Origin of the sequence: Myxococcus sp. CA033 (genome assembly GCF_013336625.1) — a bacterium.
Lineage (GTDB): Bacteria > Myxococcota > Myxococcia > Myxococcales > Myxococcaceae > Myxococcus > Myxococcus llanfairpwllgwyngyllgogerychwyrndrobwllllantysiliogogogochensis.
In genome coordinates this window covers 223137-247975 of the sequence record NZ_JABUMU010000001.1, presented here as the reverse complement: position 1 = coordinate 247975, position 24839 = coordinate 223137, and the positions used below count along the sequence as shown (strand labels likewise).

Sequence of the window (24839 nt, the reverse complement as noted above, 5' to 3'; positions counted from 1 at the left end):
GATTCCGACCCCCCGCGTTCTGGAGGTGACGCTCCGTCGACCTGACGGCGCGTCGCGTCTTGAAACATCGAACAGGGGGGGATTCTCACATGCTGAATTCAAATTCGGGGAAGACCAGCGCGGGCCTCGTTGCCCAGGAGATTCCGGATCCACCGCCGGAGAAGGATCGGGGCCTTCGCGCGCCGACCGGGGAGGAGGCGACGCCTGTTTTCTCCGCCAGGCTCTCGTTGCCCCCGCCTCCTCCGGCGGACGAGCCGGCCGCCAACGACGAGCGCTGAAACACGTAACAGCCGTTTCATGACTCTCCTGAATTACTGGAGAGTTGCTTGTTTTTCGGGGCGTTTCCGGGGGGAGGCGCCCCGATTTTTTTGAACAAGGACGCTCAAGGAAAAAGGCTCGGAACGTATTTCAGAAGGAAGAGGGCGGCGACGGGGGAGTACGGCTGCTTCGACTGCATCGCGACAGGGGGGAGTGATGTTCCGAGGTGACGCGCGGGGCCATGGTGACACCCATGGGATGTGGGCACCGGAGGATGGGCGTGGAGCGGGTGGGGGGACCTGGGGGGCGTTGGCGGACGGGGGCGAGTGGGAGGCGGGTCGGGCGGGGGGGGTCGTTTTCGGGGGGGATGAGCAGGACCAGGAGGAGGCGCGGACGGAGCTCCTCCTGGGTGACGACCTGGATTTCCAGATCGCCAGTTATTGAGATTCACGGCGCGAGGGTTCGGGGAAACGCATCATGCTGGCGGATGGCGTCGGGGGACGACCATCCACCTCAATCGGATGGCGTCGTAGTGGTGGGGGAGACGACGCGCAGGACCAAGTGGGTCGTGGGGGGCGTCATCCGAAGAGGGCCAGATGCGGCGGACGAGGGAGCAGGTGGCAGGACGCGCCCCAGGTCCTCCGCCTCCGGAGTCTCCAAGGGCTCCGGGGGTGGGGGACTTCGGCGTTGGGGGGACGGGAGCTAGGGTGTGACTCCAGCTCGACTCGGAGTCCCCCATGACCCTGCTGAAGTGGGCGGCCTTGCCGCTCTTGTTCTTGGCCGCCTGTACCGGACCTCGGTGCGCGGCACAGAAAGCTGAAACGCCCAAGCTGTTGTCCCTGTCCCAGCAGATTGCGCTGCGGGAGGACTGGCTGGACAAGCGCCATGGCCTGCTGCTGGAGATGATGCGGCGGCACGGCGTGGGCATGTGGATCATCGTCAACGAGGAGTTCAACGATGATCCGCTGACGCAGTTCGTGGCACCGCCGCGTCCGTACGCGGGCAACCGGGACATCTTCGTCTTCGTGGACGCGGGCGCGGAGGGCCTGAAGCGCGTGGCGCTGACGGGCTACGCGGAGGAGTCCATCCTCAAGTTCTTCGAGGCGCCCGAGGAGGGCCAGTCCGCCCCCGAGGCCTTGAAGTCGCTGGACTCGCGCTACCAACCCAAGGCGATTGCACTGGGCATCGGCGGCAAGCGGGGCGTGACGCGCAGCCTGACGAAGGATGGCTATGCCTACCTCCTGGACGCGTTCGGCGCGGAGGCGGAGGCTCGCTTCGTGAGCGCGGCGCCGCTCATCGAGGAGTACCTGGACACGCGGCTGCCCGAGGAGTGGGAGCCCTACAAGGGGATGGTGGAGTTGACGGACGCCATCGTGAAGGAGGCCTTCTCCTCGAAGGTCATCGTGCCGGGGAAGACGACGGTGGGGGACGTGCGCCGATGGCTCTACGACAGGCTGGGCGCGCTGGGCGTGGGCACGTGGTTCCAGCCGGACATGCGCGTGCAGCGCAAGGGTGGCATCCCCGCGAAGTCCCGAGGCTTCCTCGCGGTGGCGAAGGAGGAACTGGTCATCGAGCGCGGCGACCTCATCCACGTGGACTTCGGCATCAGCTACCTGGGGCTGCACACCGACTGGCAGAAGATGGCCTATGTGCTGCGCGACGGTGAGACGGACGCGCCCGAGGGCCTGAAGAACGCGCTGGCGAACACGAACGCGCTCCAGGACGTGTTGATGGTGCAGGCCTCCCGGCCGGGCCGCTCGTCCGCGGAAGTGTATGACGAGACGATGGCGGAGATGACGGCGCGTGGCATCGAGGCGCAGGTGTACAGCCATCCCCTGGGCAACCACGGCCACGCGCTCGGCGCCTCCATCGACTTCCGCTCGTCGACGCGCAAGGACACACCGAAGCCGTTGCGAGAAGGCTCATACATCGCCATCGAGCTGAACACGGCCACGCCCGTACCGGAGTGGGACGGACAGAAGGTGGCGGTGATGGAGGAGGACCCGGCCTACCTCACGCACGAGGGCTGGAAGTTCTTCGTGCCGCGTCAGGAAGCCTTCTACCTCATCAAGTAGAGGGGCTTCAGAACGCCACGCCCAACCCCATCCCCAGTGCCCACATGCGTGAGGCGCTGGGCGCGGGGCTCGACTCGGGAGCGCCCAAATCGATGCGCACGCCAGCCCGAGCGAACGCGGGGCCGAGCCGCACGCGGACGAAGGGCTCCAGGGAGAGCTGGGAGTCCTCTCCGTCCCACGTCGCCTCGGTGAGGTGGGGCGAGACGACCTGGGCGCGCACGCCGGGCTCGAGCATTCCAAGGCCGAGCGAGGCCTCCACGCTGGCCTGGGCGACGAAGTGGGTGTCGCGCGCGGAGCGGGACACGGGCATGAGCATTCCGAGCGCCACGTCGGCGCGGGCCTGGAAGCCGGGCAGGTCCACGCCCACGGCCATGGGCAGCACCACGGACGTGGTGTCGAGCGCCCACAGCCACGGGTCCGCCAGCCCCCGCACGGCGGCGGCGGTGGCGTAGTTGACGCCCTCCGTCTCGACCCTCCGGGAGCCGATGATGTCGGCGTCCTCATGGCGGGCCAGGGGCAGGGCGACGCCCGCGCCGATGCGGACGAACAGGCTGTCATCCGCGAACGTGCGGACATGGTGCAGGCCCACGAGCAGGTTGGACGAGCCAACGTGGCTCGTGGTGCCCTCCACGCCATCCTCGGGTTTCAGCGCGGTGTAGGGCAGCCCCCAGTCGAGCCGGAGCTGACCATGCTCGGAGACACGGAAGCCGGCGGCGAGGGTGGGCGAGACGTGGCGCGTGGAGACGTGCCGCAGTCGGGGCGCGGAGGAGAAGGTGACGGAGGTGGCGAGGAAGTTGTCGGGCTCGCGCACCTGCGCCCCGGCGCGCATCCCGGTCAGGAGCAGGGCGGTGGCGACGAGCCACGCGGTGCTCCAGCGGTGAGGCACGAGGGTGCGGTGAGGCGTAGGCATGGCGGTGGTCCCGTCGAAGGCCCGTCCGGCTCACGGCCCCCCTTCTTCGTGGAACACCGATGAAGACGCTGAGCGTCACCACCCTTGACGCGTGGGCGTGCTTTTTTCCGCGCCGCCCTCGGCTTCGTCAGTCCGGGCCCGCCGCCCCGCTGACGTCGGCCCAGGTGAGGCCGAAGCGCGCGAGGTACTTCTTGAGGCGGTCCGCGTCATTGACGCTCGCCTTCCTCGCGCGGGATTGGGAGAACAGCACGCGCCCGGCTTCGGACAGCGAGCGCACGCCCTGGCAGACCCCCAGCACGTCCGCGAGCTGCACGCGGTCGAACCTGTCCAGCTCCTGGGCCAGCGCTTCACCCAGCACCTCGGCGACACGGTCTGCGGAGCCCACGGGCTGCAAAGGCCCGGGGCGCGAGCCTCCCGTGCGCCACTGCGCGCGCAGTCGCTCCAGCTCCTCGTCGACCACGTCGCGGGTGATGCGGCCTCCGGGAGCGAGCGTGGCCATGCGCAGCACGGCGGCGTTGAGGTCGCGGAAGTTGCCGGACCACCGGGCATCGGGCGAGGTGGCGAAGCGCAGGAAGCGCTCCTGGGCTTCCTTGTTGAAAGTGATGCGCGCGCCCATCGCCTCCGACGCCTTGTCCAGCTCGTAGAGGAGGTTGGGCGGGATGTCCTCCGGACGCTCGCGCAGGGCGGGCAGCCGGAAGGTCCACAGGTTGATGCGCGCGAGCAGGTCCTCCCGGAAGCGCCCCTGCTCGACGTCCCCCTGTAGGTCCCGGTTGGTGCCGGCGATGAGCTGGAAGTCGCTCTCCACTTCCCGGTCCGAGCCCACAGGCAGGAACCGCTTGTCCTCCAGCGCGCGCAGCAGCATGGCCTGCTCGTCCGCGCCCAGCTCGCCAATCTCGTCCAGGAAGAGCACGCCGCCGTGGGCCTGTCTCAGCAGGCCGGGCCGGTCCTGCAGCGCTCCGGTGAAGGAGCCCTTCACGTGGCCGAAGAGGGCGGACATGGCGCCGTCACCGCGCAGGGTGGCGCAGTTGAGGTCCACGAACGGCCCGCTGACGGTGCCGCGAGTCTTCTTGAGCGTGTAGACGCGCCGGGCCAGCTGGGACTTGCCCGCGCCCGTGGGGCCGGTGATGAGCAGCGGCGCTCGCGACTGGGTGGCCACCTGCTCGATTCGCTCGATGATGCGGTTGAAGGCGGCGTTGCGCGTGTCGATGCCGGCCTTGAGGAAGGACAGGCCCTCGCGTTGCTCCTGCTGGAAGCGCGTGGCCAGCGTGTCGTAGCGCGACAGGTCCAGGTCGATGAGCGTGTGCGTGCCCGCGCCCGTGCCCGTCCTGTCCCGCCCGGCCGGTGACAGCTGTACCAGTCGGCCGGGGATGAGCCGGCTCTCCACCAGGAGGAACATGCAGATCTGCGCGATGTGCGTGCCCGTGGTGATGTGGACGAGATAGTCCTCCTCCTCCGGGTTGAAGGGGTAGGCGCGCACGTAGTCGAGCAGCGCGCCGTAGGTCTCCTCCAGGTCCCACGGGTTCTTGATGTCCAGCGGCGTGGCGCGCACGGACGTCTCCGGAGACACCTGGCGGATGTCGCCCACCAGCGTGCCCGCGAGCGCCGCCGCTCCAGGCGGGTGCAGCAGCTCCAGCCGGTGAACGACGAGGTCGTCCTGCTGGCACAGCGCCACCGTGGGCCGCCACTTCGTCCACCGCCCGGGGCCCTGCCCCGTGTCCAGCGTCGTCCCGAGCATCCCCAGGACCACCGTCTGCTTCGCCCGTGTCTTCGCCATTCGAATAGGACTTTATCCCAAGGGATATGGATGACCAGCCGCCTCGGGGCGCTTCCCTCGGAGAAAGGGTTGGCACGCCGGCTGCTTTACGTCCCTCCGTGCCCGGGAAACAGAGCCCGGGCGAACGACCGAAAGGTGAAGGCCATGGAGCGCAACAAGGTGAGCTACGAGGTGCTGTCGGACGAGGCGGGTCGCCCCATCAAGTCGTGGACGATGGGAGTGCCGTTCGAGGACGAGGCCAAGAAGCAGCTCCGGAACCTGCGCGGCCTGCCCTTCATCCACAAGTGGGTGGCGGTGATGCCGGACGTGCACCGCGGCTACGGCGCGACGGTCGGTAGCGTCGTCCCCACGGTGGGCGCGGTGGTTCCGGCGGCGGTGGGTGTGGATATCGGCTGCGGGATGATCGCCGTGCGCACCACGCTGCGCGCGGACCAGCTGCCGGACTCTCTGCGTGGGGTTCGCTCGGCCATCGAGCGGGCGGTGCCGCATGGCCGCTCGGACAACGGGGGCCGCAACGACGTCGGCGCGTGGCGCGTGGCTCCGGCCTCGCATCAGCAGGTGTGGTCGCGGTTGATGGAGGGGTATGACCGTGTCGTCGCCAAGCACCCTCGCATCGGCCGTGGGCCGGACCTGGCGCACCTCGGTACGCTCGGGACGGGTAACCACTTCATCGAGCTGTGCGTGGACGAGTCGGATGGCGTGTGGCTGATGTTGCACTCCGGTTCGCGTGGCGTGGGTAACCGCATCGGAAGCTACTTCATCGAGCTGGCGAAGGAGGACATGCGCCGCTGGCATATCAACCTCCCCGACGCGGACCTGGCGTACCTGCCGGAGGGGACGGAGCACTTCGATGACTACGTCTTCGCGGTGAGCTGGGCGCAGGACTACGCGGCGATGAACCGCGAGCTGATGCTGCGAGGCGCGGTGGATGCCCTGCAGTTGAGTGGTGAGCTGCCTCCGTTCTCGCTGTCCGAGTCGGCGGTGAACTGCCACCACAACTACGTGGCGCGTGAGCACCACTACGGGAAGAACTGCTTCGTGACGCGCAAGGGCGCGGTGCGGGCGCGCGAGGGTGACCTCGGCATCATCCCCGGCAGCATGGGGGCGCGTTCGTACATCGTCCGAGGGAAGGGAAACGCGGACAGCTTCCATTCCTGCAGCCACGGCGCGGGTCGGGTGATGTCGCGTGAGGCGGCGAAGAAGCGCTTCACACTGGAGGACCACGCGAAGGCGACGGCGGGCGTGGAGTGCCGCAAGGACGTGGACGTGATTGACGAGACGCCGGCGGCGTACAAGCCCATCGATGCGGTGATGGCGGCGCAGTCGGACCTGGTCGAAGTGGTCCACACGCTCAAGCAGGTCGTCTGTGTGAAGGGGTAGCCGAAGGACCACGACAACCCCCAACACGCGAGGTGGCCATGCCGGGATGACGACACCGAGGCGCCCGTTCCCCCCAAGAGGCCGAAAGGCCGCCAGTGGTGGGGGAGCGGGCGCCGCTATTTTGGGAAGGGTGTCAGAATGCCCGGGCGGAGCCGTGAGGCGTGGGAAAAGCAGGAGACGAGACACATGCTGCGCATCGATGGTTCAAGGGGAGAGGGCGGCGGCCAGGTGCTGCGCACGTCGCTGGCGTTGTCGCTGGTGACGGGGACGCCTTTCACGATGACGAACATCCGCGCGGGACGCGCGAAGCCGGGCCTGTTGCGCCAGCACCTGACGGGCGTGAAGGCCGCGGAGGCGGTGGGCGCGGCGGAGGTGTCCGGCGCGGAGCTGGGCTCGAAGGAGCTGACGTTCCGTCCGCGCGCGCTGGCCGCGGGCAACTACCACTTCGCGGTGGGCACGGCGGGCAGCGCGACGCTGGTGCTGCAGACGGTGCTGCCCGCGCTGCTGGCCGCGACGGAGCCGTCCACGCTGAGGCTGGAGGGAGGGACGCACAACCCGGCGGCGCCGCCGTTCGACTTCCTCGCCCGGGCGTACCTGCCGATTCTGCGCAAGCTGGGGCCGAGCGTCACGGCGACGCTGGAGCGTCCCGGTTTCTTCCCGGCGGGTGGCGGGAAGTTCCACGTGGACGTGCGGCCGGCGCCCATGAAGCCCCTCTCGCTGCTGGAGCGGGGGCGGGTGCTGCGCCGTGACGCGAAGGCGGTGGTGGCGATGATTCCCTTCGACGTGGCGAAGCGGGAGATGGAGACGGCGGGGGCACTGCTCAAGTGGCGTCCGGACGAGCTGCGGGTGGAGGAACTCAAGCGCACCACGGGCCCGGGCAACGCGCTGGTGGTGGAGGTGGAGAGCGAGCACGTCACCGAGGTCTTCACGGCTTTCGGAGAGCGAGGCAAGCGCGCGGAGGTCGTGGCGGAGGAAGCGGCTGGCGAGGTGAAGCGCTACTTGAACGCGGATGTCCCGGTGGGTGAGCACCTGTGCGACCAGTTGCTCCTGCTGTTCGCGCTGGCGCGGGGCGGGGAGTTCCGCACGCTGCCGCTGGACGGGCACTCGGTGACGCAGTTGGAGACGATGGCGCACTTCCTCGACGTGAAGGTGGACGTGCGCGAGATGTCCCGCGAGGTGCGCGAGGTGGTGGTGCGCGGCTGAGCCCTCTGTCGAGGGCGTCCTCCAGGTTCCGGCCGCACCTGGAGGACGCGCGTGTCACGTGCGTGATGCCGACGCCGTGACAGTGCTCCCGGCTCTGGAAGAGAAACTCCATGCCGGTGAAGGCCGCCCACGCGGACTCGTGGGGAAGGGCACCCCAGGTGCCGGTGACTCACCCGGGGGGCCCGATGCGTCAGGGGCGTCGGCGGACGATTTCGTTCTGACTCGAGATGCCCCAGACGGTGCCGTCCGAGGCCGCCGAGATTTGTTTCAAGGTGCCGGTCCTGGGCGTCCAGGCGGAGCCGCTCCACTGGAAGACATTGCCCGCGGGGTTCAGGGCCCAGATGACGGACGCGCTGCCGACGGAGACGTAGTTCATCCCGGGCGGGATGTTGAACGTCCACTCGGTGCCGTTCCAGCGCAGCACGCGCAGGCCATCCGGAGGGTTGGTGGCCCACAGCTCGCCATCGGTGCCGACGGAGATGCGCTCCACGCAGCAGCGCTTCGGGGACCAGGCGGAGCCGGTGTATTGGTACAGGGTGTTGTCATTGCCCAGGCCCCACACCGTGTTCGCATTGGCGATGGTGACCTGCTTCATCCCAGCCGGGATGTTGAAGGTCCACCGCGTTCCGTCCCAGCGCAACACCCGCATGCCGTCCGGAGGGTTGGTGGCCCACAGTTCACCATCGGCCGCGGCGGCCAGTTCGGTGACGCAGCAGCTCTGATTGACCCACGTCGCGCCATCCCACTTCCAGTGTCGCCCCGTGGTGTCCAGCAGCCAGACGATGTTCGACGCGCCCACGGCGACCTGCTTGGGCGTCGTCTGCGGCGGCGCCGGGATGACCACGTATTCCGAATCGGGCGGGACGATGAGCGAATACAGCATCTTGTTGGGCGAGCCCTTCACGTCCTGGATGACGTTCGCCGTGCCTCCATTCAGCACGGCCTGCGACACCTGCGCGGGAGTCGCGGTGGGGTTCTTCTCCAGATAGAGCGCGGCCACGCCCGCGACATGGGGCGACGCCATGGAGGTGCCGCTGAGGTCTCGCGTTCCGGTGTCGGACGTGTTGCTCGTGGAGCGGATGCCCACGCCGGGCGCGAAGAGGTCCACGCAGGCACCCCAGTTGGAGAACGTGGCGCGCCGGTCCTGGATGTCGGAGGCCGCCACCGTGAGGGCCTCTGGCGTGCGGGCCGGACTCGACTGACAGGCATCCGCATCGCTGTTGCCGGCCGCGAGGACATACGTGATGCCCGCGTTGATGGAGGCCCGCACGGCGTCGTCCAGCAGGGAGTAGGCGCCACCGCCGAGGCTCATGTTCGCCACCGCCGGCTTCTGGTGGTTCTTGGTCACCCAGTTGATGCCGTTGATGATGCCGCTGTAGCTGCCTCGGCCGTCACAGGCCAGCACCCGCACTGGGTGCAGCCGGCTATTCTTGGCGACGCCCCACGTCGCGCCGCCAATGGTGCCCGCCACATGGGTGCCGTGGCCCTGGCAGTCATTGGTGCCGTTCCCATCCGAGATGGCCGTCATGCCTCCACTGACACGGCCTCCGAAGTCCGCGTGTGACGCTCGGATGCCGGTGTCGAGGACGTACACGTGCACGCCCTGGCCGGTGGTGGTCTGCTCGTAGCGCTGGTCCAACGCCAGGGGATGGGAGTCGAGCCGGTCCAGGCCCCAGGGCGCATTGGTCTGCACGGCCTCCACGTCGACATAGCCATCCTGGCCGAGCGCGATGACGCGCAGGTCGCTGGCGATGACGGTGGCGGAGGCGTCGGTCAATCCGTTGGCCGAGAAGCCGAGTGAGCCCGCATCGAAGTAGGCGAGGATGGTGCCACCGAAGCGTTGCGTCAGGTATTGCGCCACGGTTTGGACCTGGTCGGGTGTCACCAGGGTTGGGTCGAAGAAGAAGAGGTATTGGCCCGCGATGGCGTTGGCGGGACGGACGATGGGGGGCGGTGGATGGGTGGGCGGCGATGGGTCACAGTCGTGGAACTGGGTGCCGGTGACCAGCATGGCCCCCAGCATGAGACGCGAGGATGCCTGTCGAAACGAGAGCAGCATGGCGAGTCAATCCAATGGGGTGCGGGTTGACGCGAGCCGAGCCGCGCTCGCGCGGTGACTCCGCATTCCAAGTCCCGGGCCATGCGGCGCGCGGTTTCGTGAGCAAGGGATTGTGAGCGCTTGGCGCGGGCTCACGCCTGGCGCGACGTGCGTCATCTCGAATGGACGCGTCATTCCTGGGACTCGTGGTGAACACTGACGCGTCAGTCGTGAAATGAGACACATCCTCGGTGTCGCGTGGCTCGCATTTCCCAGCCTCCTGGGGTGGTGAGTGAGCGCTTGCGCCCAGGGGACGCGCTCGCCTGAAGCCCTGCCGGGCATGCGGGAATGAAGCGGTCCTGGCTGGCTCGGAGCCTTGGCCGCGCGACAGGGGATGCGCGGAGGCATCAATACGAGATGGCCGAGGTTCCCGAAGTCGAAATCATCGCCCGGGACTTGCGACAGGCAGTCGTGGGGCGCCGAATCACGGACGTCGAAGTGCTCGTCCCGGAGGCGGTTCGTTTCCCGTCGCCGCCGGAGTTCATCGCCGCGCTGCGGGGTCGGTGCATCACCGGTGCGCGTCGTCGGGCGAAGTTCATCCTGCTGTCGCTGGACGACGGACAGACGCTCGCGTTGCACTTCATGCTCTGGGGCACGCTGTCGCTGCGGCCCGTGGGAAGTGAGTCGCCACCCGAGAGTCTGGTTGTCATGACACTTGATGGGGAGGAGGTGCTCTGGCTCACGGACACGCTGGGGTATGCGCGCGTGGCGGTGGCCCGCACGGCCGAACTGACCTCGCGATTGAAGCTCGAGGAGTTGGGGCCGGAGGTGCTCGACGACGACTTCACCTCGGACCACCTGGTGCGTCGGTTGTCACGTCGCAGAAGCCCGCTCAAGACGGTGCTGCTCAATCAGCGTGTCGTCGCGGGGCTGGGGAATCGGGACGCGGACGAGAGCCTGTGGAAGGCGGGGTTGGATCCGCGTCGCCTGGCGGCATCCCTCACTCGTGACGAAGTGATGCGGTTGCATCGTGCCATGCGCGCGGTGCTCGAAGAGGGGCTGTCGCTCCGGGGCACGCAGCGGGATTTGTTCGGCGTGAAGGGACAGGCGAAGCACCGGCGCAATGTCTTCGAGCGCACCGGCGCGCCGTGTCCCAGTTGCGGCACGCCGATTACCCACGCTCGGGTCGGCGGCCGGAACACGCACTGGTGCGTCCGGTGTCAACCCGAGTCAGGGGCACCCTCGGTCCCGACGCAAGGGGTGTTGCTGTGAGCGCCTGCCTGGTGGCGGCCATCGCCTCTGCTTTTCTTTCGGAGCAGGAGGGGTGGGCCGTCCAGCCGCCCCCCGCTGCGCTGACCGTCGCTCCGCTGTTATGAAGCAGGTGTGTCCGACGTCACCGAGTCCACACCGTCGCCGCTCGACTCCGCGCTGGCTCGCGCCGGTGAGGAGCTGGGCCTGCCCAGCTACTACCAGTCCTGTGTGCGCCCTCTGCTGCGCAACCCCGAGGGCCGCTGGCCCCGGTGCTGTGGCGGCGGCTGTGAGCCGTGCGCCCAGACGCTCATCCAGGTGGCGCTGCGCACCCTGGAGATTCTGGGCACACCGCGACAGGCCCCTCTTCCGGACTGAGTCCACACATGGCTTCCGCCCCTCCGCTGTTGCTCGTCGACGACGACGCCGCCTTTCGCAAGGTCTACGGCAGCCTGCTGCGCGACGCGGGCTATGAGGTGGTGGAGGCAGCGGACCGTCCCTCCGCCCGCGCCGCCTTCGATGCGCGGCCCTTTCCCCTCGTCCTGCTCGACTTGATGCTGCCTCCGGATGGCAGTGTCTCCTCGGGCCTGGCGGGACTGGCGGCGTTGCTCGACGCTCGGCCGGGCACCAAGGTCATCGTCGTGTCCGGGGTGGGCGATACGCGCCACTCGCTGGAGGCGATTCGCCTGGGCGCGTACGACTTCCTCACCAAGCCCGTGGACCCGGACGTGCTGCTCGTCGTCGTGCAGCGCGCGCTGGCCCGTGTGGCGCTGGAGCGCCAGGTGGAGGCGCTGCGCACGTCCCTGGAGCGAGCCGCGGGCGACGCGGCCATGGTGGGGCAGAGCGCTTCGTTCCTCGCCGCCCTCTCCCTGGCCGAGCGCGTGGCCGCCAGTGACTTGCCCGTGCTCGTCACCGGCGAGAATGGCACCGGCAAGGAGCTGCTCGCGCGCATGGTGCACCAGAAGAGTCGGCGCCATGCGGGCCCCTTCATCCCCGTCAACTGCGGCGCGCTGCCGGAGACCTTGCTGGAGAGCGCGCTCTTCGGCCACGTGAAGGGCAGCTTCACCGGTGCGACGCGAGATCATCGGGGCCTCTTCGCGGAGGCGGACGGAGGCACCCTGTTCCTGGACGAACTGGGGGACATGACGCCGTCCCTCCAGGTGAAGGTGCTGCGCGCGCTGGAGACGGGGGACATCCTGCCGGTGGGCGCGGACCTGCCCGTGCACGTGGACGTGCGCCTCATCTCGGCGACCCATCGTGACCTGGGACGCATGCTCCAGGAGGGCGCCTTTCGCGAGGACCTCTACTGGCGCGTCAAGGGCGTGGAGCTCCGCCTGCCGCCGCTGCGCGAGCGCGCCTCGGACCTGCCGCTCCTGGCCAAGCACTTCCTCAACCAGTGCGCGCACCTGTGTCCGGATGGCCGGGCGAGGTTGCTGTCGGATGCCGCCGCGGAGTCGCTCGCCGCGCACGGTTGGCCGGGCAACCTGCGCGAGCTGCGTCACGAGATGCAGCGCGCGACGGTGTTGGCCGGAGAGCGCCGCGAGCTTCAGCCCGAGGACCTGTCCTTCACCGGCAGCGAGCGTCCTCGCGCGAGCACCCCGGGCGCCACCACGCTGGCAGCCAAGGTGGAAGCGCTGGAGCGCCGCGAAATCGAGGACGCGCTGAAACGCTTCGGCGGCAACCGCACGCACTCCGCGGAGGCCCTGGGACTGTCGCGACAGGGACTGCTCAAGAAGCTGGAGCGCTTCGGGCTGACGTGAGTCAGAAGAGGCGTGCGCCCAGGCCTGCCTTCAGTGCCCAGCCCAGCCTCGTGTCGGAGAGGCCCGCGCGCTCCTGGAAGGTCTCCGTGCCCAGCTGCCCCGCGAGCAGCACGGACACGTTGTTGCCCAGGTACACCTCGACGCCGCCACCGCCGAGCGCCTGGAAGCGCAACGACTTTGACTTCGAGATGCCGATGTCCAGGGGCAGGTCCACCAGCCCCAGGATTGTCACCGTCTCGGCCACCCGCCAGCCGGCGATGAGCCCCGGAGACAGTCGCAGCATCACGCCCGAGAAGTTCTGGTCGTCCATGTACGTGGAGCCGGAGTTGAACACCACGCCCAGCCCCAGCGTCGGCGCCAGCGACACCGAGCCCCGCTCCAGCACCTTCAGCCGCCCCACCAGCTCCAGCGCGGCGGATAGCTGGAACCAGTTGAGCCGCGCTCGCGCCTCCAGCTCGAAGCTGGAGATGCCCTGGCGAAACCCCACGCCAATCTCCGGCGCCCCCGCGTAGCCGTACAGCGCCGTTGTCCCGGCCGGCAGCGTCACCGGCGCAATCACCGCCCCGAGCGGATCCTCCTCGGACGAGACGGGCGTCTGCTCGACGGTGACGCGCCCCTCCTCTCCGGGTTGCGCGGCCGTCGCCTGCTGGGCGGCGGAGGCGGAGGTCAGCAACAGCGCGGACACCAGGAGCCAGGAAGAGACCGAGCGCGTCATGCCGCGCACCCTACCGCGACCTGTTTGTTACCGAAACTCAACGATTCCGAGGACTTGTGTCCAGGTTGCCAATCTATCAAGCTTCGCTGGAATAATTCGGTATCCATGACTCCCGCGCTTACACAGCTCTCCGCGCGCAATGAACCGACGGCGTCGGTGCCGTCGGAGGTTGGCGCGCGTCGTCGAGGGGGGCGGAGTCGGGCGCGGGTGCTGCTGGTGGACTCGGACGCGGGCGCGCAGTCGGCGCTGGCGGCGGCGCTGGTGGAGGCGGGCTTCGAGGCGCTGCTGGTGGGTGGGGCGCAGGCGGCGCTGGATGCGCTGGCTCCAGAGGGCCCCTTGCCGAGGCTGGTCATCGCGGACGTGGAGCTGCCGGATGGCGACGGCTTCAGTCTGTGCGGACAGATTCGCGCGGACGTGCGCACCGCTCACCTGCCGGTGTTGTTGCTGGCGCGGCGCGAGGAGGACTTCCACCGCGACCTGGCCGGTGGCGTGGGCGCGGACGACTACCTGACGCGCCCGTTGGACGTGGAGGACGTGGTGTCGCTCGCGCGGCTCAAGTCGGGGTATGCGACGGGCGCGGCGACGTTCGAGTCACATACCGCGAGGCTGGCCCTGCCGAGGGTGACACGGGCGCTGCTGGCGGGCGTGCGCTCCGGGCGGCTCGTCCTCGCGGAGGGTGAGGGCTGGTTCTCCTTCCGCCATGGCCTGGTGGTGGACGCCATGTTTCATGGTGAGCGCGGCAGCCTCGCGTTCCGCCGGCTGCTGGGCTTCGCCAGCGGCGCGTACGCGGTGGCCCTCGGGCCCGAATTGCATAAGGGCTCGTTCACCATGGACCGCGCGCACCTGTGCGAGACGGTGTTGCCTGCGCTGGAGCGCTTCGAGGCGCTGAGAGCGCGCGGCCTGCCGCTGGCCTCGCGGCTGACGGTGGACTTCGCGCGGCTGGCGGAGGAGCTGCCCGCGCTGCCCGAGGACGTGGGCGAGGTGGTGCGTCTGTTCGATGGGCGACGCACGGTGCGCGCCGTGCTGCTGGAGTGCCTCTACCCGGAGGCGGTGGCGTACGAGGCATCCACGCGCCTGTTCGCGCTGGGCGTGCTGGTGCCCGCGTGTTTCATCGAGGAGCGGGAGCGCGCGCGCGGAGGCTCGGGAGTGCTCGGCTTCTTCGAGCCCGTGCCCTCGGTGGACCCGGTGCCCGGGGTGTCGCGAGGAGATGCGGACTGAGGGTTTGACTCCGCGCCCCGGGCTGGGAGACAAGGCCGCCCAGAGGCGACACCTTCCATGTCCGGTCACAATCGGTGGTCGAAGATCAAGCGCCAGAAGGCCGCGATGGGCGCGACCAAGGGCAAGCTCTACTCGAAGGTCGTGAAGGAGATCACCGTCTCCGCGCGACTCGGGGGAGGCGACCCCGCTGGCAATCCGCGTCTGCGTGTGGCGCTGGGCCTGGCCCGTGAAGCCAACATCCCCAAGGACACCGTCGAGCGTGCCATCAAGAAGGGCACCGGCGAGCTGGAAGGGGAGCGCTACGAGGAGGTGATGTACGAAGGCTACGGCCCCGGCGGCGTGGCCGTCCTCGTCGAGTGCGTCACCGACAACCGCAACCGCACCTCGGCCGACGTGCGCTCGACGTTCGGTCACCACGGCGGCAACCTGGGCGCCGAGGGCGCGGTGGCCTGGATGTTCCAGAAGAAGGGAATCGTCACCGTCAAGCCCGGCCCCGAGGAGGACGCGGTGCTGGAGAAGGCGCTGGAAGCGGGCGCCGAGGACGTCGTGCCCCAGGGCGCGGACGGCTTTGAAGTTCGCACCGCGCCGGTGGACCTGCATACGGTGGCCACGGGCCTGGAGTCCGGGGGCCTGCCGGTGGGCGAGCAGAAGTGGGCGTACCTGCCGCAGAATACCGTCCAGCTCGACGGCGATAATGCGAAGAAGATGCTCAAGCTGATGGACGCGCTCGAGGACAACGATGACGTGCAGAACGTCCACGCGAACTTCGAGATCGACGAGTCCCTGATGGAGTCCCTGTCGCAGTAGCGGCGGGGCGAACGGAGCGAACGGTGCGCGTTCTCGGAGTAGACCCTGGCAGCCGCTTCATGGGCTACGGGGTGGTGGAAGAGAAGCGAGGCCGACTGGTGCATGTGGGCCACGGCGTCATCAAGGTGGATGAATCAGCGCCCCTGGCCTTTCGCCTGAAGGAGCTGCATGCCGCGCTGAGCGCGCAGCTCGCGATCTTCCGTCCGGAGGCGGTGGCGGTGGAGGGCCTGTTCACCTTCCGCAATGCCCGGAGCGCGTTGGTGCTGGGGCACGCGCGCGGCGTGGCGCTGCTGGCGGCGGCCCAGGTGTCGCTGCCCGTCTTCGAGTACGCGCCCGCGAAGGTGAAGAAGTCGGTGGGCGCCGGCGGCGCGGACGGCAAGGACGCGGTGGCGCGGATGGTGCGGACGTTCCTGCAACTGGAAGCCAAGGACCTGGGGCGCGCGGACGCGAGCGACGCCCTGGCCGTGGCGCTGTGTCACCTCAACCATGGTCGCGCCGCCGTTCCCACGGCGAGCACGGCTGGCAAGAAGCGCAAGGGCGCCGCGGCGCTGCTCGCGGACAGACTGGCGCCGTCCTATCGGCGCCCGGAGGCGGGATGATCGCTCGGCTGCGTGGCGTGGTGCTGGAGAAGGATGCCGAGGGCGCCGTCATCGACGTGCAGGGCGTGGGCTACCTGGTGAACTTCTCCACGTTGGCTCTGGGGAAGCTTCCGCCGGAGGGCCAGACGGTGGACGTGCGCGTGCGCACCGTGGTGCGCGAGGACGCCTTCGACCTGTTCGGCTTCCTGACCCGGGCGGAGGAAGAGCTCTTCCTGCTGCTCAACGGCGTCTCCCGCGTGGGGCCGCGCATGGCGCTGGGCGTGCTGTCCGGCATGGAGGTGCCGGAGCTGGTGGCGGCCCTGTCTCGCGGCGAGGTGGCGCGCCTGGCGAAGATCCACGGCGTGGGAAAGAAGACCGCCGAGCGACTGGTGCTGGAGCTGAAGGACAAGATGAAGAACGTCCACCTGGAGGCAGTCTCCCGGGGGACTGCGCCCATTCCGGTGAGCGGGCCTCAATCCGACCTTGTCTCCGCCCTGCTCAACCTTGGCTACAAGCCCCCGCAGGCGGAAAAGGCCGCAGAGCTGGCCACCAGCAGGCTGGGTGCCGACGCGTCCTTCCAGGTCCTCTTCCGCGAGGCCCTCAAGTCCCTCAGGGCAGGCGCCTGACGTCTTCTGGACGTCCGCCGTCGCGGGTGTAGTCGGGTGGCCAAATCCGGACCTCCCTGACCAGCCCGCACAAGCTTCTTTCCTCTGAGAAATCGAAACGGTCCAGGGTCCGACGGGCCCTGTGTCGGCTCGGCGGCAAGGGTCGACGCCTGTCGCAGGATGCCGGACAGCCTGGGCTGCCTCCTACCCGCAGTGGGTAGCCAGTTTCATCGACGGTGACACTTTCCAGCCACAGCGGTGGAGGCGAGTGCCCCACCCAGGACAAGGAGTTGCTCACATGAAGGCATGGCGTGGCGTCCCGGTGCTCGTGTCCGTTCTCGTCGGAAGTCTGGGCGGGGTGGGGTGTGGTCCGGCCTTCGAGTCGAGTGACGAACCGGGAAGCGAGCGCGTGGCGTCGGCCCGGGCCTCGGTGGATGCGGCGCCGGAGGAGGCGGACGCGGAGGTGACGGCGCGTCGGGCCTGTGGGACGGACCCGGTGGGGTCGCCGGGTTCCAAGCCGGAGTGGCTGGCGCGGGGCGACGGGCGGCTGTTGTTCAGCGCGGAGGCGGTGGGGCAGGGTCGCGAGCTGTGGAGCAGCCCGGGGCGCTCGGGCTGCGCGGGCGTGGTGAAGGACATCCGTCCGGGGACCATGGGCTCGGTGCCGCGCTTCCTGACGCCGCTGGAGCCGTGGGTGCTCTTCGTCGCGGATGACGGCCAGCACGGACCCGAGCTGTGGCGCACCGACGGCACGGAAGCGGGCACGGTGATGGTGAAGGACCTGCTGCCCGGCGAGCGCGGCTCGGCCCCCCGGGCGCTCACGAGGGTGGGCGACTGGCTCTACTTCACCGCGGAGGACTTCGAGCACGGCCTGGAGCTGTGGCGCACGGACGGCACGGAGTCAGGCACGCGCCTGGTGCACGAGTTCGTCCCGGGCCCCGGTTCGCTCCAGCTGGTGTCGCTGACGGCGTGGGGGAAGCGCCTCGCCCTGGTGTCGTACTCGCCCGAGGCCGCGGTGCTGTGGGTGGTGGAGGCGAATGGCCAGGCGCGCGTGCTCTACCAGTCGGCGGTGGGGGTGCTGCTGTCGCTGACGGCGTCGGAGCGGCGCCTGTTCTTCCTGCGGGACACGGGGATGGATATCGCGGAGCTGTGGGTGACGTCGGAGCGGCCGGGCTCCGCGACGCGGGTGCGGGACTTCACCGGAGAGTTCCCCTCGTACCTCACGGCGATGAATGGCTCGGTGTTCTTCCTGGCCGGCGCGGATGGCTACTTCGGGGAGCAGGGCGACACGCTCCACGGGGGCGAGCTGTGGCGCAGCGACGGCACGGTGTCGGGCACGCGGCTGGTGCGCGACATCTGGCCGGGGCCCAAGGGCGCGCTGCCGTCGCATCTGGTGGTGATGGATGGCGTGCTCTACTTCGCGGCGGATGACGGCTGGCGCGGGCGCGAGCTGTGGCGCAGCGACGGCACGCTCCTGGGGACGTGGATGGTGTGGGACCTCCAGTGGGGCCCGGAGGGCAGCGAGCCGGAGCAGTTGGTGGCGGAGAACGGCTGGCTGTTCTTCTCCGCGAAGACGGCCCTCCACGGGCGCGAGGCGTGGTCCAGCGATGGGTGGTTGTGGCGCACGCGCCGGCTGACGGACATCGCGCCGGGGACGTCATCGTCGGACCCTCGCTCGTTCGTGCGCTCGGGCTCGGAGGTCTTCTTCCTGGCCGGAGAGGCGCCGGCGGACGAGGCGCTGTGGGCGGTGCCCCTGCGTCCCGCCTGGCCCTGCGCCACCGGGGCGGCTTCGGACGCGCGAGGCTGCTGACGTCAGGCCGCGCGCCGGCTGGCGGGCGTGGGCCGCACGTCGCCGAAGTTGGGCGCGGGCAGGACGATGGTGGGGGCAAGCCCCGGCGAGAGCAGGTGCGAGGTCAGGAGCGAGGAGGGGTGGAAGTTGATGAACGCCCCCTCCACCGCGGAGTGCCCGGCGAAGAGCTTCTCCACCACCATGGACGAGTACTGCGAAAGCGAGTCCTCGCGCGTGTTGCCGTTGAGCACCACTTCCCAGCCCATGTGCTCGGCGAAGCGGCGCACGCCGGGGATGGCGGACAGGAGCGGCGTGTAGCTCTCCGTGGCCACGCCGTTCTCGCTGACGACGAACACCTCGCGCGAGGTGGCCACCGCCAGCGACATGTTGCCGCGCGTGTGGCCCGGCGTGCTGAGGATGGCCGCGCCCACGCCCAGCCACGTGTCCCCGTCGAGCAGCACCACGCGGTCGGCGGGGATGTCGGAGCCACCGGGGACGAACCACACCGCCTGCATGGGGTGCAGGTCCTTCACCATCTCCCACTCCGCGCGCTGCACCAGCAGCTTCGCCCGGGGGAAGTACGCCGACACGCCGTCGCCCCCCAGCCACCCGCGCAGGTCCTGGATGTGCAGATGGTCGAAGGCCAGGTAGTCCACGTCCGCGGGCGTCAGCCCCAGCGAGGCCAGGTGGCTCTGCACCGTGCCGTGCCGGGTGGACATGAGCTTGTCGGAGACGAAGCCGCCGTAGCGCTCGCGCAGCGCGTGGTAGAACGGCGCGGCCACGCCCCGCTCGTAGTCGGACGGGTTGAAGAGCAGCGTGCGTCGCTCGCCCTTCGCGTCGACGAACTGCACCACCTGCATGCGGTTGGTCATCATCACGTACGGCGCGGGTGACAGCGCCGCCCCGCTGAAGGCGAACTGCGCGGGATAGGGAAACGTGACGAGCTCGCAGGTGGCCACCGCCGCCACGGGACCTTCCTGGACGAAGCGCTCGCGGGCCTCGAGCGCCGCGCGGCGCAGCCTCTGCAGACGCAGGCCTGGCAGGGGCTCGGAGTGGGCCTCGGCGAGGAAGGGCAGGGGGCGGAACGCGGGGCTCTGGCTCATGGATTCACCGTGACAGCGAGAGGTCGAAGACCGGCGCGACGAACGGAGCGCACGGGCCATGTTCTCCGGCCCGGCGGCGGGGATGCCAGGCAACGTCGGCGTGTTTCACTCGAGCGTCCGCCAGTCCACACGCCTGCCCAGGCACCAGGGAACGTGGCGTCGAAGCCCGTCATGACGGTGGGTGCTCCCTGGCCTGCTGGGCGTCCCCGAGTCCAGCCCGAGGATGTGGGCGACACGCGCGGCCTTCCTGTATAGGGTCCCATGGTCATGGCGAGGAAGTCCGACACTCTCTCCGAAGAGGTCCTCCCGGAGGACGTCCGGCTCGAGGCCTCCCTGCGTCCGCGCTCGTTCCACGAGTACGTGGGACAGGGGCTCGTCGTCGAGAAGCTCAAGGTGTACGTGCAGGCGGCTCGCAGTCGGGGCGAGGCCCTGGACCACTGCCTGTTCTCCGGCCCTCCGGGCCTGGGCAAGACGTCGCTGGCGCACATCATCGCCAACGAACTGGGCGTGGGCATCCACGTGACGAGCGGTCCCGCGCTGGAGCGCAAGGGCGACCTGGCGGGCCTGCTCACCAACCTGAACGAACGCGACGTCCTCTTCATCGACGAAATCCACCGGCTCAACGCGGCGGTGGAGGAGTACCTCTACCCGGCGATGGAGGACTTCCGGCTGGACATCACCATCGACACGGGGCCGGCCGCCCGGGCGATGAAGATTGATCTGCCGCCCTTCACGCTCATTGGCGCGACGACGCGCACGGGCCTGCTCACCTCGCCCTTGCGTGACAGGTTCCAGATTCAGGAGCGGCTGGAGTACTACGACGCCGCGTCCCTGGAACTCATCCTCCACCGCTCCGCGCGCATCCTCGGCATCCCCCTGGAGAAGGAGGCCGCCCACGAGGTGGCCACCCGCTCGCGCGGCACGCCCCGCATCGTCAACCGGCTCCTGCGCCGGCTGCGCGACTTCGCGGAGGTGGAGGGCAACGGGAAAATCACGCTGGAGCTGGCGAAGAAGTCCCTGGACCGGCTGGGCGTGGACGCCAGCGGCCTGGACTCCATGGACCGCAAAATCCTGCTCACCATCCTGGACAAGTTCGGCGGCGGTCCTGTGGGCGTGGAGACCATCGCCGCCAGCGTGGGCGAACAACGCGATACCATCGAGGACGTGTACGAGCCCTTCCTGATGCAGGAGGGCTTTCTGCAGCGCACGCCCCGGGGCCGGATGGCCACCCACCGCACCTACCAGTATTTCAAGAAGCAGCCACCGCCCACGCCCCAGGGCAGCCTCTTCTGAAACCCGCGAGCCATGAGCCAGGCCACCTCCCCCGCGTCTCCCGCTTCCGGACCCACCACCCTCCGCGTCGCGCGTGACTTCTACGCGGACCTGATGCGGGCCTCCCAGACGTCGCGCGCGGGCTTCCTCGCCGAGCGCGAGCGCTGGCTTCGCGGCGTCCCCGTGGACGGCCGGGAGGAGCTGCTCTTCGAATTCGAGATGCTCCTACGCGCGGTGGAGCGCTACCTCAACCTCACCGCCGTGGTGGACGCCAAGGACCGGCCGCTCGTCACCCGCGACTTCCACGAGGAGCTGGTGGACGTGCGCGACGCCATGGACCGCGCCATCCGTGTCGCACGTCACCTCCAGGACCCGGACAGCGACCAGAAGATGGTCTTCCGCAAGTACGTGGAGACCCAGCTCGCGGATGACCGGGTGCGTCGCGCACTCATCGAGGAGGAGCTGGACCAGGAGACGCCGTCGGAGAGCCTCTTCGTGCTGCGCGAGGACCTGGACGCGCTGCGCAACCTGCTGGACCACCTGCTCCAGCTGCCCACCGCGCGGCTCAACCTCTTCCAGGACCTGGGCAAGCTGGCCCTGAAGGAAATCGTCCTCAACCGCTACTTCCGGCCCTTCCGGCCGTTGGAGTTCCGCGTCGAGTACGACCGGCTGCGCTCGGTGCGCCTGTTGGATCTGCTCGTGGGGATGCCGGAAGAGCAGCGCGCCGGCTTCTCCACCGCGTTCCTGGGGCTGTTCCGGCTGCTGCACTACCTGGCCTACGTGGACGCGGAAGGCACGCCGCCCGTGCCCCGGCGGGTGCGCGTGCTGCTGGCGCTGGTGCGCAGCGAGACGCACGCCTTGGCCACGTGGCTGCACGCGGAACTGTCGCCCAAGGCGGGCTCCAAGGCGCTCCAGGCCGCGGCCCTGCGGACGGCGCGGGATTTGGCCAAGGAGTCAGAGCGCATCGGCCGCGAGGTGCTGGCCCACGTGGACAAGGAGCCGGACGCGCCCGCGCGCGCCACCGCCGCCTTCAGGTCGCTGTTGCGCACCCAGGTCGTCGCGCTGGTGGAGGCCCTGGCCCCCAATGGCGGCCTGTCCGACGACGTCTTCGACGCGCTGGTGAGCCCCCAGGACGCCGCGCTGCGGCTGCGCAAGGACCTGTGGGTGTACGCCCAGCTGTGCCGCTCCGCGGAGGGGTTCCTGCGCGCGGAGGACGTGCCCGCCGCGGAGCGCTCCCTGGACGCGCTGAAGACCTTCCTCGCGTACTTCCACGACGGCGGCTACCAGCTGCTGCGCTACTCGGACTACGACGCCTTCGACCGCTTCACCGCGCTCCTGGTGGAGCTGCCCTGGCCGCCCGAGGGCCCCGGCATCCGCAGCCGGCTCGCCGAGGACCTGCGCCGCTTCAGCCAGACGCTGGAGTCCACCTTCCACTCCGTCAGCCGCCGCACCCTCCTCCAGGGCAGGGGGTTCGACCGCCAGGAAGCCGAGGCGCTCCGCGATCGCTTTGTCGCGGTCCCGACTCGCTGACCCTCACGTGGGGGGAGAAAATCGACCCACGCCCACTCGCCCCGTATGACGCAACCCCCCACGGGGTGTGCTCGTACGGGGCGTGTTTGCTTCCAGCCAGTTCCTTGCGCTATGGACGCCCCCGTGTTGCATGGAAGACACGCTTCGTTGCGAAGCGCGTCACGGGGCAGGGCGGCGGGTGAGGCGGTGAAGAATTCCCGGACACCAATGTCACGGTTTCGGGTGAATTCACCAACCCTCGGACGGGGGGAGGGTGGCTGGCCACGATGGGCACCCACCGCGATGTCAGAAAAAATCCAACCGTTCCAAGGGGTTCGAGTCATTCGACCCCCCCACCACGGAAGGCGGGATGTCACGCTGTCGTGGCATGCCACTTGCTGAATCTGCGCGTCGCGTCAGACCACTGTTGAACGATTCCGGCGCCATCTGGCCAGATGACCGTTCGGAAGTCCCGCAGCACGAGCAGCCACGAGGCGACACCGACATGCCCCCGTCTTCCTACAACCAGCGCACCCTCTCGAAGACCGCCAGCCTCCAGGGCATCGGGCTCCACTCGGGCGCGAAGGTGACGCTCACGCTGCGTCCGGCGCCCGCGGGGCACGGCATCGTCTTCGTGCGCACGGACCTGCCTCGCCCGGTGAGCATCCCCGCGTTGGCGGAGTACGTGGTGGACACGGCGCTGGCGACGACGCTGGGCCGCGACGGCGTGAAGGTGGCGACGGTGGAGCACTTCATGTCCGCCATGGCGGGCCTGGGCATCGACAACGCCCGGGTGGAGCTGGACGGCCCCGAAGTGCCCATCATGGACGGCAGCGCCGCTCCCTTCGCGGCCCTCATCCAGGATGCGGGCATCCGCGAGCTGGACGCGCCCAAGGAGCTGCTCGTCATCCGCAAGCCCGTGTCCGTGGTGGATGGCGACAAGCAGGCCTCGCTCACCCCCTCGCGCCACTTCCGCATCAGCTGCACCATCGACTTCGAGCACCCCGTCATCCAGGGTCAGGCGTTTGATTTGGATTTCAGCGACCGGGACTTCTCCCGGGAGATTTCCCGCGCGCGCACGTTTGGCTTCCTGCGTGACGTGGAGAAGCTGAAGAAGCTGGGCCTGGCTCGCGGCGGCTCGCTGGACAACGCCATCGTCGTGGACGAGGTGTCCATCCTCAACCCGGAAGGGCTGCGCTTCACCGACGAGTTCGTGCGTCACAAGATCCTCGACGCCATCGGTGACGTGTCTCTGTTCGGCCGTCCCGTCATTGGCCACCTCACGGCCTACAAGACGGGCCACGCGCTCAATCACAAGCTGGTTCGCAAGGTCCTTTCAGACCCGAGCTGCTATGAGATTGTCCCCGCGCGTCGTCGCGACGTGGAAGGCTTGGAGCTGGGCCTGCCAGGATTGGCCGGCGCGCTGGAGCTGGAGCCGCTCGTCGCCTGATGTTGGTTTGGCATTTCCTTGCAGGTCGGGGCTGGCTCGACTAAGTCGCGGGCTCATGCCCATGCGTCCAACCAACGTCATCCTCGCCGCGCTGCTGGCGGCTTCGTTCACCGCCGGTTGCAACAAGGAGAAGGCGCCGGTCACCGCGCAGGCTCCCGCCGCCGCCCAGGCCCCCGCGGGTGAGCCCACCCCGGACACCGTGGTCGCCACCTTCGGTGACGGCCAGAAGATCACCTACAAGGAGCTCAACGACCGCGTCCAGGAGCCGATCGCCAACCTGGAGAAGCAGAAGTTCCAGCTTCGCAAGCGCGGCCTCGAGGGCATGGTGACGGAGAAGCTGGTCGATGCGGAGGCCAAGAAGCGCGGCATCACGCAGGACCAGTTCCTCAAGGCGGAGATCGACGACAAGGTTCCCGCGCCGACCGAGGAGAAGATCAAGGAAGTCTTCGACGGCGCCAAGGGCCAGCTGCCGCCCGGCTCGACGTTCGAGCAGATGAAGCCGCAGATCCTCGACTTCCTCACGCAGCAGCCCAAGCAGGAGCGCGCCCAGGCCCTCTTCGCGGAGCTGCGCAAGAACGCCAACGTGCAGATCACCCTGCCGGAGCCGCCGCGTGCTCCCGCCGAGCGCAAGACGGTCTCCGCCGTCGGCCCGTCGAAGGGCCCGGACAACGCGCCCATCACCATCGTCGAGTTCAGCGACTTCCAGTGTCCGTTCTGCAGCCGCGCCATTGGCGCGGTGGACCAGGTGATGAAGGAGTACGACGGGAAGATCAAGCTGGTGTTCCGTCAGTTCCCCCTGGACTTCCACAAGGAGGCGCAGAAGGCCGCCGAGGCGTCGCTGTGCGCCAATGACCAGGGCAAGTTCTGGGAGATGCACGACAAGCTGTTCGCCAGCCAGTCCGCGCTCCAGCTGGAGAACCTCAAGAAGTACGCGGGCGAGCTGAAGCTGGACCAGGCCAAGTTCGACAAGTGCCTGGACTCCGGTGAGAAGGCCGCCACCGTGAAGAGCGACATGGCGGACGCGCAGAAGGTCGGCGTCAGCGGCACGCCGGCGTTCTTCATCAACGGCATCATGCTGTCGGGTGCGCAGCCCGTCGAAGAGTTCAAGAGCATCATCGACGCCGAGCTGAAGCCGACGGCGCAGAAGTAA

General features: G+C 69.0%; 21 protein-coding genes. 16 read left to right on the top strand and 5 right to left on the bottom strand.

Going from position 1 to position 24839, the window contains the following annotated elements:
- The first annotated feature begins 89 nt into the window (after nucleotides 1-89).
- Together HUA78_RS00885 and HUA78_RS00880 are read left to right on the top strand one after the other, a co-directional pair.
- Nucleotides 90-278, top strand: a complete 189-nt coding sequence (locus HUA78_RS00885; protein ID WP_174453548.1) for a hypothetical protein — start codon at nucleotides 90-92, stop codon at nucleotides 276-278.
- Nucleotides 279-995: 717 nt separating this feature from the next.
- Complete coding sequence (locus HUA78_RS00880; RefSeq protein WP_174475465.1) at nucleotides 996-2333, top strand: M24 family metallopeptidase; 1338 nt, start codon at nucleotides 996-998, stop codon at nucleotides 2331-2333.
- Between the two features lie 7 nt (nucleotides 2334-2340).
- Here the strand turns inward: HUA78_RS00880 and HUA78_RS00875 are convergent, their stop codons facing one another.
- Nucleotides 2341-3243 carry a hypothetical protein gene (locus HUA78_RS00875; protein WP_174475464.1) on the bottom strand — a complete coding sequence of 301 codons (903 nt, stop codon included), beginning with the start codon at nucleotides 3241-3243 and terminating at the stop codon, nucleotides 2341-2343.
- A gap of 127 nt (nucleotides 3244-3370) precedes the next feature.
- Nucleotides 3371-5017 carry an RNA repair transcriptional activator RtcR gene (rtcR, locus tag HUA78_RS00870; RefSeq protein ID WP_141643493.1) on the bottom strand — a complete coding sequence of 549 codons (1647 nt, stop codon included), beginning with the start codon at nucleotides 5015-5017 and terminating at the stop codon, nucleotides 3371-3373.
- A gap of 144 nt (nucleotides 5018-5161) precedes the next feature.
- On the opposite strand from rtcR, the gene HUA78_RS00865 reads away from it, so the two are divergent.
- Both HUA78_RS00865 and rtcA read left to right on the top strand, forming a co-directional pair.
- Nucleotides 5162-6397, top strand: coding sequence for an RtcB family protein (locus tag HUA78_RS00865; protein ID WP_174475463.1), 1236 nt, complete (start codon nucleotides 5162-5164; stop codon nucleotides 6395-6397).
- A gap of 186 nt (nucleotides 6398-6583) precedes the next feature.
- Complete coding sequence (gene rtcA / locus HUA78_RS00860; RefSeq protein WP_174475462.1) at nucleotides 6584-7600, top strand: RNA 3'-terminal phosphate cyclase; 1017 nt, start codon at nucleotides 6584-6586, stop codon at nucleotides 7598-7600.
- Between the two features lie 190 nt (nucleotides 7601-7790).
- Here rtcA and HUA78_RS00855 read toward each other — a convergent pair whose 3' ends face one another.
- Nucleotides 7791-9659 (bottom strand): S8 family serine peptidase, encoded by a 1869-nt coding sequence (locus HUA78_RS00855; RefSeq protein WP_254623515.1) that lies wholly within the window; start codon nucleotides 9657-9659, stop codon nucleotides 7791-7793.
- A 396-nt stretch (nucleotides 9660-10055) separates the two neighbouring features.
- On the opposite strand from HUA78_RS00855, the gene mutM reads away from it, so the two are divergent.
- From mutM to HUA78_RS00840, 3 genes are all read left to right on the top strand, one after another.
- Entirely contained in the window at nucleotides 10056-10910 is an 855-nt protein-coding gene (mutM, locus tag HUA78_RS00850; protein ID WP_174475837.1) for a bifunctional DNA-formamidopyrimidine glycosylase/DNA-(apurinic or apyrimidinic site) lyase, read from the top strand.
- Nucleotides 10911-11021: 111 nt separating this feature from the next.
- The gene (locus HUA78_RS00845) at nucleotides 11022-11264 is read left to right on the top strand and encodes a hypothetical protein (protein ID WP_174475461.1); all 243 of its coding nucleotides are present in this window, start codon (nucleotides 11022-11024) and stop codon (nucleotides 11262-11264) included.
- 8 nt (nucleotides 11265-11272) lie between these two features.
- Nucleotides 11273-12646 carry a sigma-54 dependent transcriptional regulator gene (locus HUA78_RS00840; protein ID WP_141643497.1) on the top strand — a complete coding sequence of 458 codons (1374 nt, stop codon included), beginning with the start codon at nucleotides 11273-11275 and terminating at the stop codon, nucleotides 12644-12646.
- A gap of 1 nt (nucleotide 12647) precedes the next feature.
- Here the strand turns inward: HUA78_RS00840 and HUA78_RS00835 are convergent, their stop codons facing one another.
- The gene (locus HUA78_RS00835) at nucleotides 12648-13361 is read right to left on the bottom strand and encodes a hypothetical protein (protein WP_174463107.1); all 714 of its coding nucleotides are present in this window, start codon (nucleotides 13359-13361) and stop codon (nucleotides 12648-12650) included.
- A gap of 105 nt (nucleotides 13362-13466) precedes the next feature.
- Between HUA78_RS00835 and HUA78_RS00830 the strand changes: the two genes are divergently transcribed.
- From HUA78_RS00830 to HUA78_RS00810, 5 genes are all read left to right on the top strand, one after another.
- Nucleotides 13467-14579, top strand: a complete 1113-nt coding sequence (locus HUA78_RS00830; RefSeq protein ID WP_217442317.1) for a PleD family two-component system response regulator — start codon at nucleotides 13467-13469, stop codon at nucleotides 14577-14579.
- Nucleotides 14580-14636: 57 nt separating this feature from the next.
- Nucleotides 14637-15386 (top strand): YebC/PmpR family DNA-binding transcriptional regulator, encoded by a 750-nt coding sequence (locus HUA78_RS00825; RefSeq protein ID WP_141643500.1) that lies wholly within the window; start codon nucleotides 14637-14639, stop codon nucleotides 15384-15386.
- Nucleotides 15387-15409: 23 nt separating this feature from the next.
- The gene (ruvC, locus tag HUA78_RS00820; protein ID WP_174453554.1) at nucleotides 15410-15985 is read left to right on the top strand and encodes a crossover junction endodeoxyribonuclease RuvC; all 576 of its coding nucleotides are present in this window, start codon (nucleotides 15410-15412) and stop codon (nucleotides 15983-15985) included.
- The gene (gene ruvA, locus HUA78_RS00815; protein ID WP_141643502.1) at nucleotides 15982-16590 is read left to right on the top strand and encodes a Holliday junction branch migration protein RuvA; all 609 of its coding nucleotides are present in this window, start codon (nucleotides 15982-15984) and stop codon (nucleotides 16588-16590) included. The genes ruvC and ruvA overlap by 4 nt, the downstream gene beginning before the upstream one ends.
- A gap of 277 nt (nucleotides 16591-16867) precedes the next feature.
- Entirely contained in the window at nucleotides 16868-18376 is a 1509-nt protein-coding gene (locus HUA78_RS00810; protein ID WP_174453555.1) for an ELWxxDGT repeat protein, read from the top strand.
- Nucleotides 18377-18378: 2 nt separating this feature from the next.
- Here the strand turns inward: HUA78_RS00810 and HUA78_RS00805 are convergent, their stop codons facing one another.
- Nucleotides 18379-19458 (bottom strand): hypothetical protein, encoded by a 1080-nt coding sequence (locus HUA78_RS00805; RefSeq protein WP_174475460.1) that lies wholly within the window; start codon nucleotides 19456-19458, stop codon nucleotides 18379-18381.
- A 261-nt stretch (nucleotides 19459-19719) separates the two neighbouring features.
- Here HUA78_RS00805 and ruvB point away from each other — a divergent pair, with 261 nt between their 5' ends.
- The 4 genes from ruvB (at nucleotide 19720) to HUA78_RS00785 (ending at nucleotide 24839) form a co-directional block, all read left to right on the top strand.
- Nucleotides 19720-20751 carry a Holliday junction branch migration DNA helicase RuvB gene (gene ruvB, locus HUA78_RS00800; protein WP_141643505.1) on the top strand — a complete coding sequence of 344 codons (1032 nt, stop codon included), beginning with the start codon at nucleotides 19720-19722 and terminating at the stop codon, nucleotides 20749-20751.
- A gap of 12 nt (nucleotides 20752-20763) precedes the next feature.
- Complete coding sequence (locus HUA78_RS00795; RefSeq protein ID WP_141643506.1) at nucleotides 20764-22260, top strand: hypothetical protein; 1497 nt, start codon at nucleotides 20764-20766, stop codon at nucleotides 22258-22260.
- 484 nt (nucleotides 22261-22744) lie between these two features.
- Complete coding sequence (lpxC, locus tag HUA78_RS00790) at nucleotides 22745-23689, top strand: UDP-3-O-acyl-N-acetylglucosamine deacetylase (RefSeq protein ID WP_141643507.1); 945 nt, start codon at nucleotides 22745-22747, stop codon at nucleotides 23687-23689.
- Nucleotides 23690-23750: 61 nt separating this feature from the next.
- The gene (locus HUA78_RS00785; RefSeq protein ID WP_371745506.1) at nucleotides 23751-24839 is read left to right on the top strand and encodes a thioredoxin domain-containing protein; all 1089 of its coding nucleotides are present in this window, start codon (nucleotides 23751-23753) and stop codon (nucleotides 24837-24839) included.

Bases quoted from the DNA above. Each gene is read 5' to 3' on its own strand.
- HUA78_RS00830 (WP_217442317.1), top strand. From the start codon at position 13,467: ATGACTCCCGCGCTTACACAGCTCTCCGCGCGCAATGAACCGACGGCG.
- HUA78_RS00855 (WP_254623515.1), bottom strand. From the start codon at position 9,659: ATGCTGCTCTCGTTTCGACAGGCATCCTCGCGTCTCATGCTGGGGGCC.
- HUA78_RS00810 (WP_174453555.1), top strand. From the start codon at position 16,868: ATGAAGGCATGGCGTGGCGTCCCGGTGCTCGTGTCCGTTCTCGTCGGA.
- HUA78_RS00835 (WP_174463107.1), bottom strand. From the start codon at position 13,361: ATGACGCGCTCGGTCTCTTCCTGGCTCCTGGTGTCCGCGCTGTTGCTG.
- mutM (WP_174475837.1), top strand. From the start codon at position 10,056: ATGGCCGAGGTTCCCGAAGTCGAAATCATCGCCCGGGACTTGCGACAG.
- rtcA (WP_174475462.1), top strand. From the start codon at position 6,584: ATGCTGCGCATCGATGGTTCAAGGGGAGAGGGCGGCGGCCAGGTGCTG.
- ruvA (WP_141643502.1), top strand. From the start codon at position 15,982: ATGATCGCTCGGCTGCGTGGCGTGGTGCTGGAGAAGGATGCCGAGGGC.
- HUA78_RS00865 (WP_174475463.1), top strand. From the start codon at position 5,162: ATGGAGCGCAACAAGGTGAGCTACGAGGTGCTGTCGGACGAGGCGGGT.
- HUA78_RS00875 (WP_174475464.1), bottom strand. From the start codon at position 3,243: ATGCCTACGCCTCACCGCACCCTCGTGCCTCACCGCTGGAGCACCGCG.
- HUA78_RS00795 (WP_141643506.1), top strand. From the start codon at position 20,764: ATGAGCCAGGCCACCTCCCCCGCGTCTCCCGCTTCCGGACCCACCACC.
- ruvB (WP_141643505.1), top strand. From the start codon at position 19,720: ATGGTCATGGCGAGGAAGTCCGACACTCTCTCCGAAGAGGTCCTCCCG.
- rtcR (WP_141643493.1), bottom strand. From the start codon at position 5,017: ATGGCGAAGACACGGGCGAAGCAGACGGTGGTCCTGGGGATGCTCGGG.
- HUA78_RS00805 (WP_174475460.1), bottom strand. From the start codon at position 19,458: ATGAGCCAGAGCCCCGCGTTCCGCCCCCTGCCCTTCCTCGCCGAGGCC.
- HUA78_RS00785 (WP_371745506.1), top strand. From the start codon at position 23,751: ATGCGTCCAACCAACGTCATCCTCGCCGCGCTGCTGGCGGCTTCGTTC.
- HUA78_RS00825 (WP_141643500.1), top strand. From the start codon at position 14,637: ATGTCCGGTCACAATCGGTGGTCGAAGATCAAGCGCCAGAAGGCCGCG.
- lpxC (WP_141643507.1), top strand. From the start codon at position 22,745: ATGCCCCCGTCTTCCTACAACCAGCGCACCCTCTCGAAGACCGCCAGC.
- HUA78_RS00880 (WP_174475465.1), top strand. From the start codon at position 996: ATGACCCTGCTGAAGTGGGCGGCCTTGCCGCTCTTGTTCTTGGCCGCC.
- HUA78_RS00885 (WP_174453548.1), top strand. From the start codon at position 90: ATGCTGAATTCAAATTCGGGGAAGACCAGCGCGGGCCTCGTTGCCCAG.
- HUA78_RS00840 (WP_141643497.1), top strand. From the start codon at position 11,273: ATGGCTTCCGCCCCTCCGCTGTTGCTCGTCGACGACGACGCCGCCTTT.